Annotated in this window: 13 protein-coding genes; 5 read left to right on the top strand and 8 right to left on the bottom strand. The window is 64.5% G+C overall.

The genetic code is table 11. The features are described from left to right. Nucleotides 1-14: 14 nt before the first annotated feature. Entirely contained in the window at nucleotides 15-296 is a 282-nt protein-coding gene (locus ASD12_RS20085) for a type II toxin-antitoxin system ParD family antitoxin (protein ID WP_056589867.1), read from the bottom strand. A 343-nt stretch (nucleotides 297-639) separates the two neighbouring features. On the opposite strand from ASD12_RS20085, the gene ASD12_RS20080 reads away from it, so the two are divergent. From ASD12_RS20080 to ASD12_RS20070, 3 genes are all read left to right on the top strand, one after another. Beyond that, complete coding sequence (locus ASD12_RS20080; protein WP_056589864.1) at nucleotides 640-2,814, top strand: alpha-ketoacid dehydrogenase subunit alpha/beta; 2,175 nt, start codon at nucleotides 640-642, stop codon at nucleotides 2,812-2,814. Between the two features lie 84 nt (nucleotides 2,815-2,898). Continuing rightward, on the top strand, nucleotides 2,899-4,461 hold the full coding sequence (locus ASD12_RS20075) for an ABC transporter substrate-binding protein (protein ID WP_162252264.1): 1,563 nt from the start codon (nucleotides 2,899-2,901) through the stop codon (nucleotides 4,459-4,461). Between the two features lie 117 nt (nucleotides 4,462-4,578). Then, complete coding sequence (locus tag ASD12_RS20070; RefSeq protein ID WP_082525547.1) at nucleotides 4,579-5,808, top strand: aminotransferase class III-fold pyridoxal phosphate-dependent enzyme; 1,230 nt, start codon at nucleotides 4,579-4,581, stop codon at nucleotides 5,806-5,808. A gap of 31 nt (nucleotides 5,809-5,839) precedes the next feature. On the opposite strand, the gene ASD12_RS20065 is transcribed toward ASD12_RS20070, so the two are convergent. Continuing rightward, on the bottom strand, nucleotides 5,840-6,577 hold the full coding sequence (locus ASD12_RS20065) for a GntR family transcriptional regulator (RefSeq protein WP_082525546.1): 738 nt from the start codon (nucleotides 6,575-6,577) through the stop codon (nucleotides 5,840-5,842). Nucleotides 6,578-6,708: 131 nt separating this feature from the next. On the opposite strand from ASD12_RS20065, the gene otnK reads away from it, so the two are divergent. Both otnK and ASD12_RS20055 read left to right on the top strand, forming a co-directional pair. After that, nucleotides 6,709-8,073, top strand: a complete 1,365-nt coding sequence (gene otnK, locus ASD12_RS20060) for a 3-oxo-tetronate kinase (protein WP_082525545.1) — start codon at nucleotides 6,709-6,711, stop codon at nucleotides 8,071-8,073. Next, nucleotides 8,073-8,711, top strand: coding sequence for a class II aldolase/adducin family protein (locus tag ASD12_RS20055; protein WP_056589855.1), 639 nt, complete (start codon nucleotides 8,073-8,075; stop codon nucleotides 8,709-8,711). Before otnK ends, ASD12_RS20055 begins: the two co-directional genes overlap by 1 nt. A gap of 68 nt (nucleotides 8,712-8,779) precedes the next feature. On the opposite strand, the gene ASD12_RS20050 is transcribed toward ASD12_RS20055, so the two are convergent. From ASD12_RS20050 to ASD12_RS20025, 6 genes are read right to left on the bottom strand one after another with little or no spacing between them, the layout of a single operon-like run. After that, nucleotides 8,780-10,216 (bottom strand): NAD-dependent succinate-semialdehyde dehydrogenase, encoded by a 1,437-nt coding sequence (locus ASD12_RS20050; protein WP_056589852.1) that lies wholly within the window; start codon nucleotides 10,214-10,216, stop codon nucleotides 8,780-8,782. A 17-nt stretch (nucleotides 10,217-10,233) separates the two neighbouring features. Then, complete coding sequence (locus ASD12_RS20045; protein WP_056589849.1) at nucleotides 10,234-11,505, bottom strand: CaiB/BaiF CoA-transferase family protein; 1,272 nt, start codon at nucleotides 11,503-11,505, stop codon at nucleotides 10,234-10,236. Between the two features lie 45 nt (nucleotides 11,506-11,550). Further along, entirely contained in the window at nucleotides 11,551-12,582 is a 1,032-nt protein-coding gene (locus ASD12_RS20040; protein WP_056589846.1) for a dipeptide ABC transporter ATP-binding protein, read from the bottom strand. Continuing rightward, nucleotides 12,579-13,655: an ABC transporter ATP-binding protein gene (locus ASD12_RS20035; protein WP_082525544.1), complete on the bottom strand. Its 1,077-nt coding sequence runs from the start codon at nucleotides 13,653-13,655 to the stop codon at nucleotides 12,579-12,581. The genes ASD12_RS20040 and ASD12_RS20035 overlap by 4 nt, the downstream gene beginning before the upstream one ends. Nucleotides 13,656-13,658: 3 nt before the next feature. Next, a complete protein-coding gene (locus ASD12_RS20030) occupies nucleotides 13,659-14,501 on the bottom strand; it encodes an ABC transporter permease (protein ID WP_082525543.1) in 843 nt (280 codons plus the stop codon). Next, nucleotides 14,501-15,514: an ABC transporter permease gene (locus tag ASD12_RS20025; RefSeq protein WP_056589841.1), complete on the bottom strand. Its 1,014-nt coding sequence runs from the start codon at nucleotides 15,512-15,514 to the stop codon at nucleotides 14,501-14,503. The genes ASD12_RS20030 and ASD12_RS20025 overlap by 1 nt, the downstream gene beginning before the upstream one ends. Nucleotides 15,515-15,682 lie beyond the last annotated feature (168 nt).

Raw genomic sequence — 15,682 nt, 5'->3', positions numbered from 1 at the left:
AACATGCCGACGCTTCACACATCCCCCTTGAGACGGGCAGCGTGATGAGCGCGGATACTGTCAAAACCCTGGTCGGCTGGGATCACTCGGGAAGGATCCGCCTTCCATCTGTCATAGGTCGGCACGACTTCCTCGCGTAGCCAGCGCTCTACGGCAGCGTCGCGCTCTTGCAGGGCGCGAAGCCCGGCGCGGATCACTTCGCTGCTGGTCGCGTAGGTTCCCGTTTTCACGAGATGATCGATGAAAGCAGCCTGCTCTGCTGGCAGGCTGAAGGTGCGTTTTTCGGTAGCGGCCATGATTTCTCCTACAACGTCGGTGTGATTATATCATACCGACGCGGAGTCGCACCTGAAATCTGACGCCGTGATCCGGCGAGGATGCCGACATGCTTGCTTGAGGGTGTTGCTTTCACCGCAATCCGGCATTCGGCTCAAGAGTGAAATGACCTGAATGCAGGCTTCAAAATTCCTCTTGCGGAACGCCGCCGTCCCGGCTTAGTCTCGACTTCGCACTGAAAATGAAATTTAATTCCATTTGTGTGATGCCCGCAAGACAGTGCAGTGCCCCAGGAAAAACAACCCACCGCAATCGACTGAGAAAATATTTGATATATCATCTACCAGAATGGAAATAGCTGACATGGTCCAGCAGACATCGATCCAGCCATCGGCGCCCTGGTTGCGGCTCGACGTCGATGATTCGGACTGGAACGACGCCGAGGTTTCGAGCCTGGTGCGCTGGTATCACCAGATGCTGCTCATCCGCCGTTTCGAGGAAAAAGTGCTCGATCTCGCCAATGCCGGGCTGGTGCATGGTCCGGCACATGCCAGCATCGGCCAGGAGGCGACGGCGGTCGGGGCGATGTCCGTGCTCGGCACCGGCGACCGCATCAATGGCACCCACCGCGCCCATCACCAGGTGCTGGCCAAGCTGGTCAACGCGCAGACGCCAGAGGGCTTCGACCCGCTGCGCGACGCTTTCACTCCGGACATGCAGGGTTCGGTGCGCGGCCTGATGGCCGAGATCATGGGGCTCAAGTCAGGCTATTGCGGCGGCCGTGGCGGCTCGATGCATATGCGCGACGATGCTTCGGGGATTCCTGGCACCAGCGCCATCATCGGTGGCAACCTGCCGCACGCGGCCGGCTACGCGCTCGCTGACAAGCTGCTCGGCACCGGCAATATCTCGGTCGCCTTCTTCGGCGACGGCACGATGATGGCGGGGCCGGCCTATGAGGCGATGAACATCGCCGCGCTCTACCGACTGCCGGTGATCTTTTTCGCCGAAAACAATCTCTATGCCGTCTCGACACACATCAACGAGCAGACACGCGAGACGCGGCTGGCGTCGCGCGGACCCATGCTCGGCTTTCGCGGCATCGAATGCGACGGCATGGATGTGGTGGCGGTTCACCATGCCATGCGCGAGGCGCGCCGGACGATCGAGGAGGACGGAGGCCCGGTGCTGGTCGAGGCGCTCTGCTACCGGTTTTTACATCAGAGCGGCGCCCGCCCGGGCAGCGAATTCGGCTACCGCACGCGCGCCGAGGAAGACGCCTGGAAAGCGCGTGACCCGCTTACCACCATGGCGGCTCGCCTGAAGACGATGGGCATTTTGAACGCTTCCGACCTCGGCACACTCGACCAGCGCGTCATGGAGGTCGTCAACACCGCCGCCGATTCGCTCACCGAAATAAGCGGCAACGCGCTGCGCATTCCCGACCATCTGTGGCCGGACCCAAGCGACGTCGACAACCAGATCCGCGGCGATCTTTCCGAGCTCAGGGATGAGCGCTTCCTCGAGATCGAGGATGTGCCGCCGGCCGACACCAAGCCGGTCAAGTTCATGGTTGCCGCGTCCGAGGTCATCGCTCGCGCCATGGAGCAGGATGCCCGCATCATCATCATGGGCGAGGATGTGCACCGGTTGCGCGGTGGCGTTTCGGGCGCCACAAAGGGCGCGCTGGAACGCTGGCCGGAGCGCGTGCTGGCGATGCCGATCGCCGAGAACGGTTTTGTCGGCGTGGCGCTGGGTGCAGCGCTTTGCGGCTTGCGGCCGATCGTCGAGATCATGTTCGGCGACTTCTGCCTGGTTGCCGCCGACCAGTTGTTCAACGCGGTCAGCAAGGTGCGCCACATGTTCGGCGGCGGCTTTCCGGTGCCGATCGTCGTCAGGGTCCGCGTCTCGCCGCACACCGGCTACGGCTCGCAGCATTCGGGCGATCCGTCCGGCCTGTTCGCGCTCTATCCCGGCTGGCGCATCGTCGCCCCGACGACGCCCTTCGACTATATCGGCCTGATGAATTCAGCGCTGAAATGCGACGATCCGGTCGTCGTCATCGAGCATGTCGAACTGTTCCCCAGTGAAGGGCCCATTCCGACCGATGACCGCGACTATTGCGTGCGGCTCGGCAAGGCGAAGATCGTAAGGCCGGGCAGCGCCTGCACACTGCTCACCAGCGCCAGCATGGTTGCTGTCGCCAGCCAGGTGGTCGAGGAGACCGGCGTCGATGCCGAGATCATCGACCTGCGCAGCCTCGACCCGACCGGGCTCGACTGGGCGCTGGTGGAAGCCTCTATCCGCAAGACCAACCGGGTGGCCGTCGTCGAACAGGTGCAGCGTGGACTGTCGCTTGGCGGACGACTGACACAGGAGATTCAGGATCGCGTGTTCGACTATCTCGATCACGAGATCCTGCATGTGACGGGAAGCCTCTCGGCTCCGGTCGTATCGGCCCCGCTCAACCGCGCCGCACTGGGCGGCGCTGAAAAGCTCAAGGCCGCGCTTCAATCCCTCACTGCCGTGGGTGGATAGAGCGAACGCATTGCCACAAAGATCCGACAAGAAAATGGGAGAACTGACATGACCATCCTACCGAGAAACAAGACCAGGGCGACGATGCTGGCGGCCGTGCTGCTGGCCACCAGCGCCTTCTGGGCACCGGCCACGTTCGCGCAGGACAGCAAGCCGCTGGTCATCGCGCGCAACATCGACCTCAACTCGCTCGATCCGCACCGCGCCTTCTGCGACACCTGCCAGATCTACAATTCCAGCGTCTATGAATCGCTGCTGACGCTGGACAAGGACAACAAGCTGATCCCGTTGCTCGCTTCCAAATGGGAAGGCAATGCCGACCAGAGCAGCTTTACCTTCACGCTCGACCCGGCCGCCAAATTCTCGGACGGTTCGCCGGTCGAGGCCAAGGACGTCAAATGGTCCTGGGAGCGGCTGAAGAACCTCAAGGGCAGCGCCTCGTTCCTGATGGACAATGTGGCTTCGATCGAGACCCCGGACGCGCATACGGTCGTCGTCAAGATGGTCGCGCCGAGCTCCGAATTCCTCAACATCGCGGCGGCGCCCTACGCAGCGGTCGTCAACAGCAAGGTCGCTTCCGAAGCCGGCGCCAAGGCCGATGCGGACGCCTCGACCACGGACAATGCCGAGGCCTGGTTCCTGGCGCATTCGGCCGGTAGCGCGCCCTTCGTGCTGAAGTCCTATGAGCCCAATTCGGAACTGCGGCTGGCGCGAAATGACAAATACTGGCGCACGGCGCCGGCGCTGAGCGAAGTCGTCATCCGCCAGACCAAGGACGCGGTGGCGCAGGCGCAGATGCTGCAGAGCGGCACCGCCGACATCGCCATGCAGATCGACCCGGACACGGCCAAGACGATGACCGGCAGCGACGTCAAGATCGAGACCGTGCCGTCTTACAACTTCATCTATGTGGCGCTGTCGCCCGGCGCCAAGGCCAACAAGGTGCCCCTGACGCCCGAAGTGCGCGAGGCGATCTCGCTCGGCCTCGACCGTCCGAGTATCCTGGACTTCACCATTGGCTCCGAGGGCCAGTTGATCAGCGCGCCGATTCCGCTTGGCTTCCCCGGCGGCTCGGGCTTCGAGGCGCAGCCCTATGACGTCGCCAAGGCAAAGGAACTTCTGGCCAAGGCCGGCCATGCCGACGGTTTTGAGATGGAAGCTGCCTTCCCGGGCATGAACGTCTACGGCGTCGATCTCTCGCTGTTGATGCAGAAGGTCCAGCAGGATCTGGCCAAGATCAACATCAAGCTCGACCTGCAGCCGATCCCCTTCGCCAACTGGCGCGAACGCGTCAATGGCGACGGCATCCCGATGACGGCGGTGTTCTACGCGCCGGACTATTACGGCACGTCGCAATACATCGATTATTTCGCCATGACCAAGGGCAGCCCGTGGTCGCGCCGCGCCGGCGCGGAGCGCGACCCGTCGGTGCTCAATCCGAAGGAAGCTGATATCTACAAGGCAGCCCTTGCGGCAAGCGGCGACGAGGCCGCCAAGCTGTGGCACCAGGCCGGCGAGGAGATGATCAAGGACAGGATCATCCTGCCGCTGATCAGCCCGAACCTGATCCTGGCCTACAAGTCGGACGTCAAGGGCGTGCGCTACAGCGCCTGCTGCAACCTGCCGCTGGCGGAGCTTAGCCACTGAGCGAAAAGATGCGGGAGGCGGCCAGCCGTCTCCCGCATCCTCATCCTGGACGATCAGCAAATCCTGTTCTTTCAGCACCAAAACAAATATATGATATATCAATACGGAGACCTCGCTATGCCTTCCCTGATCAACTCCAAGGACCAGTTGCTGCGCGAGCGTGCGGCCTCGGTCATTCCGGGCGGCATGTGGGGACACATGGCAACGCGCTATCTCGGCTCCGCCTATCCGCAGTTCTTCGAGCGCGCCGACGGCTGCCGGGTCTGGGACGTCGATGGGCGCGAATACATCGACCTGATGTGTAGCTGGGGTCCCAACATTCTCGGCCATCATCACCAGGCGGTCGAAGCCGCAGCCGAGCGGCAGCGTCGCCTCGGCGATGCGATGAACGGCCCGGGCGAGGTACTGGTCGAGCTTGCGGAGTTGCTGGTCAACACCGTCGCGCATGCCGACTGGGCGATGTTGCAGAAGAACGGCACCGACGCCACCACGGCCTGCGTGACGATCGCGCGTGCCGGTACCGGCCGGCGCAAGGTTCTGGTGGCGCGCGGCTCCTATCATGGCGCGGTGCCGTGGTGCACGCCATCACTGGCCGGCGTCACCGCCGAGGACCGCGCCCATCTGATCCATTTCGACTACAATGACGTTGCCGGCCTGGAGGCCGCCGTCGAGCAGGCCGGAGATGATCTTGCAGCGGTCGTCGTCACCGCCTTCCGGCACGACATCGCCCGCGACCAGGAATTGCCGACCGCCGCCTTCGCCAAACGGGCGCGCGAACTCACCACCGCCGCCGACGCAGCACTGATCGTCGACGATGTCAGGGCCGGTTTCCGCATCGATCTCGCCGGCAGCTGGGAGCCGCTCGGCGTACGGCCGGACCTGTCCGCCTTCTCGAAGGCGATCGCCAATGGCTATCAGCTTGCCGCGATCACCGGCACCGACCGGTTCCGCGAGGCCGCGACCAAGGTCTATTTGACGGGGTCGTTCTGGTATGGCGCCGTCGCCATGGCCGCCGCGATCGCCACCATCAACACGCTGCGCGATACCGATGCGATTGCCCGCATGACGCAGGCCGGCGACAGACTGCGCTCAGGCCTCGATGCGGCAGCGAAAAAGCATGGCCTGTCGCTGCGCCAGACCGGTCCGGCGTCGATGCCGATGGTGCTTTTCGATGGCGATACAGAGTTCAAGCTGGCGAGCGCCTTCTGCTCGGCGGCGTTGCGCGAAGGCGCCTATTTCCATCCCCGGCACAACATGTTCCTGAGCGCCGCGCACACCGAAAAAGACATCGATCTCGCCCTGCAGGCTGCCGATGCCGGCATGGTCGCAGCCGCGCAGGTGGCGTGACCGGCGCATGCGGAGGAGGGAAGAAATTCGCTCAGCCGGCGGCCGACACCAGTCGGCCGTTCTGCGCCGCGCGGCGCAGTTCCTCGGGCGTGACCGCACCGTCGTTCAACCGTTCGAGAACCTTGACCAGCAGGCGGCCGCCTTCGATCATGTCCTGCTGAATGCCCTTGCGCACGCCGTTCTCGTCGCGCGCCCGCAGCGCATCGAGGATGTCGAGGTGCCGGTGGCGGCCGTCATAGGTCGGCCTCGCATGCGGGTATTGATAGTTCACCAGCGGTCCGTTGCGCAGCCAGATGCCTTCGATGATCGCCAGCAGCTCCGGCATTTGCGCCGCCTGGTAAATCGAGTGATGGAATTCCCAATTGTCACGGACGGCTTCGAACCAGCGGCCATTGTCCTCGTCGGCGATCAGCCTGTCATGCACGGCCGCCAGGCGGTCGATCTCACGCGGCTCGATGCGGGTCGTCGCCGCGGCACCCGCCATGCCTTCGAGATGCAGCCGGATGCTGCGCAGCTCCAGATACTGGGCCAGCGACAGCTGGGCGACGGTGATCGAGCGGCCGGCCTCCATCTCCAGGCCTTTCTCGCGCACCAGCTGCATCAGCGCCTCGCGCACCGGCGTCTCAGACACCTGAAGGCTGGCGGCGAGGTCGCGGATCTTGAAGCGATGGCCCGGCCAGAAACGGCCTTCCATCATGGCGCGGCGAAGCTCCTCATAGACACGCGTCGTCAAATTGTCGCGCGCGATCGGCGCGATAGAAGCAGTCACATCCGCACTCCGTTCTTGCAACAGCGCAGGCGTCGCCTGCGTCGCGTGGGCTGTGTATATGATACCACGAATGGCCTGACCACCGACATGAGACGAGCAGCCCAGAAACGGCCAGCCATGAGACGGGCCGCATGACCGCGTCGATGCCTTCCCTGCTGTTCGGCGCCATTGCCGACGATCTGACCGGCGGCACCGAGCTGGCGTCGATGCTGGTGGCGCGCGGCATTCCGACGGGATGCACGGTCGGACTGAACGCCCCGATCCCATCAGGCAATCTTGCCCATGTGATCCTGCTGAAGACCCGCGTCATCGCGGCCAGCGATGCGGTGCGTCAGGTGCTCGAAGCGGCTGACCGGCTGGTCGAAGCGGGCGCGCGGCAGATCTTCTTCAAATACTGCGCCACCTTCGATTCGACACCCGCCGGCAATATCGGCCCCTGTGCCGAGGCGCTGCTCGAACGGCTCGGCGGCGGCGTGACGCTGTTCACACCGGCGCTGTGTGAAACCGGCCGCACCGTCTATCAGGGGCATATGTTCGGTGGCGTCCAGTTGCTGGGTGAATCGCCCAAGCGCTTCGATCCGCTGACGCCGATGACCGATTCCAATCTGGTTCGTGTGCTGCAGGCGCAAAGCAAGGGCAAGGTCGGGCTGGTGCCGTACCTGGTCGTAGATTCCGGCGCTGAAACTATACGCAACGCCGTGCGCCAGCAGACCGCGCGAGGCGAGACGCTGCTGCTCACCGACACGATCCGCGAGCGCGACCTGGCGGCGATCGCGGAAGCCGCCTTCGACCTGCCGCTGATGACCGGCAATTCGTCAGTCGCAGCGCATCTGCCGCCGGCCTGGCTGATGCATGGATTGCTGAATTCAGGCGATCTCCTTGCCGCCAGCCTGCCGGCCATCGAAGGGCCAGCGGCGGTGCTGGCCGGCAGCGTCGCCGACCGCACCATCGAGCAGCTCGAACGCTTCGCTGAGAATAACCCATTGCTGACAATCGACCTTGCCAGCGCCTTTGCTGGCGCCGATGTCGTGGCCGAAGCGCGTGCCTTCGCCGAGCGGCATTTGCCCGGCGCGATGATCGCGATTGCCACGACGGCACCGCAAGCGACGGTCGAAGCGCTGCAGCAGGCGCACGGCCGCGATGTGGTGGCGGCGAAAGCAGAAGAGATCCTGGCCGGGATCGCAGAGATCCTGGTGCGCGAACTCGGCGTGCGCCGGCTGGTCGTCGCGGGCGGCGAGACCGCCGGTTCGGTGGTCAAGGCGCTCGGCATCGACCGGATCGCCATGGGCGCCTATGAAGGCCCCGGACTGTCGCGCGCCGTCGCCCACCTCCCCGGCCTGCCATCTGACCCACTGGCGCTGATGCTGAAATCGGGAAAGCTCGGCGGCCCCGACATCTTCACCGAAGTTTTGCAAGACATGACACGCCCGAGCACTATTGCGCCGGCAATCGACACATGGCCCCCTTCAAGGGCCACGACAGGGAAAGTATCGTGATGGATACCGAGACCGCTCGCGCCCGGCTGATCGCCGCGACTGAGACGCTGGACGCCAGCGGGATGAATGTCGGCACCACCGGCAACATAAGCGTACGCACGACAAGCGGCATGCTGATCACGCCGACGGGAATAGCCACGAGCGCCTTGCGGCCGGAGCAGATGGTGGCGATGCAGTTCGATGGATCCTGGGGGGGCGCATTCCGGCCGTCGAGCGAATGGGAGATGCATACCGAGATCTACAAGGCTTTTCCAGAGGCCGGCGCCGTCGTGCATGCCCATCCCGACCATTGCGTGGCGCTGTCGTGCCTGCGCGAGCCGCTGCCGCTGTTCCACTACATGGTGGCGGGCTTCGGCGGCGATGATGTGCGCTGCTCGGACTATGCGCTGTTCGCGTCAAGCGAACTGGCCAGGGTTGCCGTCGTGGCGCTCAAGGGCCGCACGGCCTGCCTGCTCGCCAATCATGGCATGATCGCCTTCGGCGGCGATCTCGACACGGCGCTCGTCCGCACCGTCAAGCTGGAAACCCTGGCGCGGCAGTATCTTCTGGCGCGCAGCGCCGGCACGCCGGTGCTGATCGAGGGCACCGAGCTCGCCGCCATTCGCGGGCGCTACAAGAATTACGGCCAGCAGAAGTAGTGCATGTCGCCCAAAGATGCGCAGCGGTCTTGGGAGAACGATATGCACCGCAAACGACAGCGGCCTGCTCAGTCGACCTGCAGGTGCGACACGAACTTGCTGTTGAGGTAGCTCTCCAGCGCATCGGCGCCGCCCTCGGTGCCATTGCCGGAATCGTTGATGCCGCCGAACGGCACCTCCGGCAGGGCCAGGCCATAATGGTTGATCGACACCATGCCGCTGGCGATGCCGGACGACATCTTTGCCGCGCTCGCCGCCGAGCGGGTGAAGCCATAGGCGGCAAGGCCGTAGTTCAGCCGGTTGGCTTCGGCCAGCGCTTCATCTAGTCCATTGACCGGGGTCATCATCGCCAGCGGGCCGAACGGCTCCTCGTTCATGGCGCGGGCGTCGGTCGACACACCCGACAGGATAGTCGGCTCGAAGAAATAGCCTGAATTGCCGATGCGCTTGCCGCCGATGACGAGTTCCGCACCTTTCTGCACGCCGTCGTGGACCAGTTCCTCCATCGCCTGCACGCGGCGCGGGTTCGCGAGCGGTCCCATGGTCGTGCCTTCGGCAAGACCGTCACCTACCTTGATCTGGCGGATCGCCTCGGCGAAGCGGCCGACGAAATCGTCATAGATCGCATGATCGACAAGAAAGCGCGTCGGCGCGACGCAAATCTGGCCAGCATTGCGGAATTTGGATGCAACCATCGAGCGCGCGGCGCGGTCGAGATCGGCGTCGGGCAGGACAATCACTGGCGCGTGGCCGCCGAGCTCCATCGTCGCCCGCTTCATGTGCAGTCCGGCCAGAGACGCCAGTTGCTTGCCGACCGGCGTGGAGCCGGTGAACGAGATCTTGCGGATCACCGGATGCGGAATGAGATAGGTGGAGATTTCGGACGGCGTGCCATAGACGAGGTTCAAGACACCGTCGGGCAGGCCTGCATCGACGAAGGCGCGCACCAGTTCGGCGGGCGAGGCCGGTGTTTCCTCCGGTCCCTTGATGATGATCGAGCAGCCGGCGGCAATTGCGGCCGACAATTTGCGCACCGCCTGGTTGAGCGGAAAGTTCCACGGTGTGAAGGCGGCCACAGGGCCAACAGGTTCCTTGACCACCGACTGGCTGACACCCTCAAGACGCGCCGGCACGATGCGGCCATAGGAACGTCGCGCCTCCTCGGCGAACCACTCGATGATGTCGGCGGCGGCAAAGGCCTCCATGCGCGATTCGGCGATCGGCTTGCCCTGTTCCAGCGTCATCAGCGTGGCGATGTGCTCGTTGCGCTCGCGCAGGATGATTGCGGCCTTGCGCATCAGCTTGGAGCGGTCGAAGGGCGAGACGCGCCGCCAGGCCTCGAACCCTTTGGCGGCGGCAGCGAGCGCCTCATCGAGATCGTCGATACCAGCATGAGCGAGCGAGCCGAGTTCGGCCTCCGTCGACGGATTGACGATCGCCATGGTGCGGCCGTCTCGGGCCGGGCGCCACGCGCCGTCGATGTGCAGCAGCACGTTCTTGTACATGTCAGGCTCCCTGTAGATCAGGCGGGGATAGGCTCGGCGGCCGGCGTATAGACGCCGACGGCCCCAGTGCCGATCAGTTGGTCGATGGTCTCGGCGCTGTAGCCGAGTACGTCGGCCAGCACGGATTGCGTGTCCTGTCCCAGCATCGGCGGCGCGGTGAAGTCGGCGGTCAACTGCGCGGCCAGCCCCTGTGCCGGGCGCACCATGGCGACGGAGCCGAGATGCGGATGCGGCAAGGTCTGGACGAGGCCACGCTCGCGCACGTTGGGGCTGTCGAAGACTTCCGGTATCGACTTGACCGTGCCGGCCGGCACGCTGGCGGCGGCACAGGCTGCCATCCAGTGGTCGCGCGTCCTGGCCTTGAAGACGGCGGCAAGCTGCGGGATCAGCGCCTCGCGGTTGGTGGCACGCGCCCCTGCCTTGATGAAGCGCGGATCCTTGGCCAGATCTGGCAAGTCCACAACCTGCACGCACAGCGCCGCGAACTGGCGGTCGTTGCCTACGGCCAGAGCGAAGCCGCCATCGGAGGCATCGAATATCTGATAGGGAACAACCGTCGGATGGGCATTGCCGTAGCGGGCGACCTCGCGCCCGGTGTTGAGGTAACCGCTGCCGACATTGATCAGCAGGCTGAGCGCGCAGTCGATCAGCGACAGGTCGAGGAACTGACCCTTGCCGGTCGTCGCGCGCTCGTATAGCGCTGCCAGGATCGACTGCGTGGCGACCATGCCGCAGACGATGTCGGTGATGGCGACGCCGACACGCATCGGTTCGCCATCGCTCTCGCCGGTGATGGCCATCAGGCCGCTTTCGGCCTGCATGACGAAATCATAGCCGGGCCGTCCGGCATCGGGGCCGGTCTGGCCGTAGCCGGAGATCGAGCAGTAGATCAGGCCCGGATTTGAGGCACTGAGTTCCTTAAAACCGACGCCAAGGCGATCGGCGGTGCCGGAGCGGAAATTCTCGACGACGATGTCGGCCTTGGCCGCAAGTTCGCGCACGATCGCCAACCCCTCAGAGCTCTTCATGTCGAGTGCAATGCTCTGCTTGCCGCGATTGGCGCAGAGATAGTAGGTCGAGACACCCTTGTAGCTCGGTACCGACCACGCCCTGGTGTCGTCGCCGCCGTCAATGTTCTCGATCTTCCAGACCTCGGCGCCGAGGTCAGCAAGGCTCATCGTCGCCCATGGACCGGCGAGCACACGCGAGAGATCGAGAACCTTGATGCCTTCGAGCGGCAGGCGCTCGTGGCCTGCCGCACCGGCATTTCTGGGTTGGTTTTCGGTCAAATCAGAATCCTTCACGGGTAATTCGGCTGTTATCTCGCAGGGTTGTCAGACAGCCCTGAAAGTGTTGACCGGCTCCGGAAAATGACAGGCGACGCGATGCGGACCACCAGCCGGATCGAGCGGTGGTTCGACGGCAGCGCAGATCGCCTGGGCCTTGAAGCAGCGCGTGCGGAAGCGACAGCCGGATGGCGGGTTGAGCGGGCTCGGCACATCGCCAGTCAGCACGATCCGCTCGCGCTTGCGCTCCTTCTCGGGGTTGGCGAGCGGCACAGCCGACAGCAGCGCCTGGGTATAGGGGTGCAGCGGCCTGGAATAGAGTTCGGCCGCGGGCGCGATCTCGACGATCTTGCCGAGATACATCACCGCGACCTGATGTGAGATGTGACGCACGACCGAGAGGTCATGGGCGATGAACAGATAGGATGTGCCGAAGGACTGCTGGATATCCTTGAGCAAGTTGAGCACGCCGGCCTGCACCGAAACGTCGAGGGCCGAAACCGGCTCGTCGAGGATCACCACTTGCGGGTTCAGCGCAAGCGCCCGGGCGATAACGACGCGCTGACGCTGCCCGCCGGACAGTTCGTGCGGATAGCGCTTGCCATGCTCAGGATTGAGCCGCACCAGTTCGAGCAGTTCGGCGACGCGCGCGCGGCGGTCGGCCGCCGACATGTCGCTCATGCGCAGTGGCTCGGCGATGTTGTCGGCAATGCGCATGCGCGGATGCAGCGACCCGTACGGATCCTGGAAGACCAGCTGGATGTAGCGCCGCATCAGGCGCATGTCCTCGTGGTTGAGGGCGAGCAGGTTCCGGCCACGGAACCAGCTTTCGCCGCTGGTTGGCTCGATCAGCCGCATCAGGCAGCGCCCGAGGGTCGACTTGCCGCAACCGGATTCACCGACTAGGCCCAGCGTTTCGCCAGGTGCTACGTCGAACGAGACATCGGCGACCGCACGGACATGGGCAACGGCGCGGTCGAAGACGAGGCCGCCGCGAACTGGAAAGTCCTTGACGAGATGGCGAACCGACAATGCCGGCGCCGGTTTGGTTTCTGCCTGGAGTTGCTCCGCTGCGCTCATGGGGCCACGCTTCCACTGTCCAGACTTGCCGCCGCCAGCGAGGCGCTGTGGAAGGGCGGCAAGGTCGTCGCCAAATGACAGGCCGAAAACCGGCCGCCTATATCGTGCAGCGGCGGATCCTCGGTCCGGCAGCGTGCCTCGGCATAGATGCAGCGCGGATGGAAGGCGCAGCCGCCCGGCAAGCGCCCAAGTGCGGGCGGCGAGCCGTCGATCGAAAACAGCCGCTCGCGGCTTTCCTCAAGGTTGGGGATCGAGGCGATGAGGCCACGCGTGTAGGGGTGGCGCGGATCGGCGAACAGCTCGGACACGCCAGCCTGTTCGACGACGCGGCCGGAATAGACGACCGCGACGCGGTCGGCATGACCGGCAACGACGCCGAGATCATGGGTGATCAGCACCAGGCCAAGGCCGAGCCGCTCCTGCAACGAACGCAGCACCGATAGTATCTGCGCCTGCACCGTGACATCGAGCGCCGTGGTCGGCTCGTCGGCGATCAGCAGGTCGGGATCGTTGGCGACGGCCATGGCGATCACGGCGCGCTGGCGCATGCCGCCGGAGAATTCATGCGGATACTGGTTGACCCGGCGCTCCGGCTGCGGGATCGCCACCAGATGGAGCAATTCCACGGCGCGCGCCATCGCCTGTTTGCGCGTCACGCGCTGATGCAGCCTGACCGCCTCGGCGATCTGCGCGCCGACGGTCATCACCGGGTTGAGTGAGGACAGCGGGTCCTGAAAAATCATGGCGATGCGCGCGCCCCTGATCTTGCGCATCTCGCGTGACGATTTGCCGACCAGTTCGTCGCCGTTGAAGCGGACCGAGCCGGTGACCACCGCGTTCTTGGAGGTTAGGCCGAGCGCGGCGAGCATGCCGACGGTCTTGCCCGAGCCGGACTCGCCGACAATGCCGACCACCTCGCCCTTGGCGACATCGAGGTCGATGCCGCGCACCGCCTCGAACTGATCGCCCGCCCGCCGGAACCCGACCCGCAGGCCGCGTATGGACAGCAGCGGCTCGCGGTCACTGGCGCTGTTGATCGCGCCCGGTCGCGCCGAAGATATCTGTGCGCTCATCGCCTAGTCCGACCTTGGATCGAGAATGTCGCGCAAGCCGTCGCCGATGAAGTTGAAGCCGAGCACGATGGTGAGGATGGCGACGCCGGGACCGAAGGCGATCCACCACTGATAGAAATGGACGGCGCCATCGGAGATCATCGAGCCCCATTCGGGCGTCGGCGGCGTGGCGCCGAGACCGATGAAGCTGAGCGATGCGGCAAGCAGCACGACCTGGCCGAGATCCATGGTCGCGCTGATCAGCACGGGGGTCCAGCAAAGCGGCAATATGTGCGTGAACAGCACGCGGCGCGGCCTGGCGCCGGCGGCGATGGCCGCCTCGACATGCTCGCGCTCCTTCACCTCCAGCACCTGCGCCCGCATCAGGCGGGCATAGACCGGCCACCAGACCAGCACCATGGCGATGGCCGCGTTGCCGAGGCCCGGCCCGAGCGAGGCCGCGACGGCCATGGCCAGCAGCATCGGCGGGAACGACAGGGTCACGTCGACAAGCCGCATGATCGCTGCACCGGTCAGGCCGCCGACGAAGCCGGAGATCGCACCGAGCAGCGAGCCTATAACGACGGCCGAGACGACGACCAGAACCGCGATCGGCAGCGAATGCGCCGCCCCGTGCAAGGTGCGGGCCAGCACATCGCGGCCGAGCGCATCGGTGCCCAGCCAGTGCGCCCAGCTCGGCGGCTGCAGCCGGCGCGCCACCATTTCGAGCGGATCGAACTGCACGACCAGATTGGCGAACACGGTCATGAACAGCCAGAACAGGATGACGACCGTGCCGATGACCAAAGGCGCGGTCAGCCATTCGGGAACAGCGTCGGAACGGGATTTGGTTGCGACCGCCGACATCAGCTCAATCTCACGCGCGGATTGGCCACGACATAGAGTATGTCGGTGATGAGGTTGGTGACCAGGAAGGCCAGACCGCCGACGATGGTGACGCCGATGATTGCCGGGAAGTCGAGCGCGCGGGCCGCCTCGACGGCATAGGAGCCCATGCCGGGCCAGGAAAAGATGGTTTCGGTCAGCACCGCGCCGGTGATCAGATAGGCGAAGGAATAGCCGATGACGGTCAGGGTCGGCACCATCGTGTTGCGCAACGCGTGGACAATGACGACGCGAAATTCGCTCGCCCCCTTGGCGCGCGCGGTGAGCACGAACTCGCGGCTCATGACGTCCAGCATGTTGGCGCGCACCAGCCGCGATATGGTGCCCGAAACCGTCCAGCCGAGGACGAAAGCCGGGAGCAGCAGGTGCCAGAGTGCGTCCTTGAAGACGGTCCAGTCGCCAGCCAGCAGCGAATCGATAGTCAGGAAGCCGGTGATGCCGGGCGGCAATGCCAGCCGGGCATCAACCCTGCCCGGCCCCGGCAGCCAGTTCAGCATGACCGAGAAAATGAACAACAGGCCGAGCCCCGACCAGAACACCGGCAGCGACGAGCCGAACAGGGCGAACAGCCGCGCGCCGTGGTCGATCAGGCTGTTGCGGAAATAGGCGGCCAACACGCCAAGCACGATGCCAAGCGTGGTGCCGAAGATCATCGCGGCGAAAACCAGTTCGAGAGTTGCCGGCAAGCGGTAGAGAATGTCGGTGCCGACATTGCGCTTGGTGATGAAGGAGGTGCCGAGATCGCCGCTGAGCAGATTACTGAGATATATCATATAGCGTTCCGGCAAAGGGCGATCGAGACCCCAACGCGCCTTGGCCGCGGCGACCACCTCCGGGTTGCTCATCTGCTGTTCGGCGACAATGGCGGTCAACGGATCGCCCTTGGTCACCGTGGTGATCAGGAAGGCGATCGTGACGATGCCGAGCACCAGAAACGGCATTGCGATAAGCCGGCGCAAAATATAGCGAGACACGTGGCTACCTTCACAAGGAGGGGCTTCGTAAGATGGCACAAGGCGCTGGGACATGCCATCTATGCAAGCATATTGACAGTCCGCGAAAGCCGCTGTCAATATAAATGGAATTTAATTTCATTTTTCAACCAGATACGACAGACCGTGCCGGCGGCACCGGCCCGACAG

The sequence above is a fragment of the Mesorhizobium sp. Root102 genome (assembly GCF_001425625.1).
Lineage (GTDB): Bacteria > Pseudomonadota > Alphaproteobacteria > Rhizobiales > Rhizobiaceae > Mesorhizobium.
The sequence above is the reverse complement of the archived record's forward strand: the minus strand, read 5'-3'. Positions and strand labels throughout refer to the sequence as shown.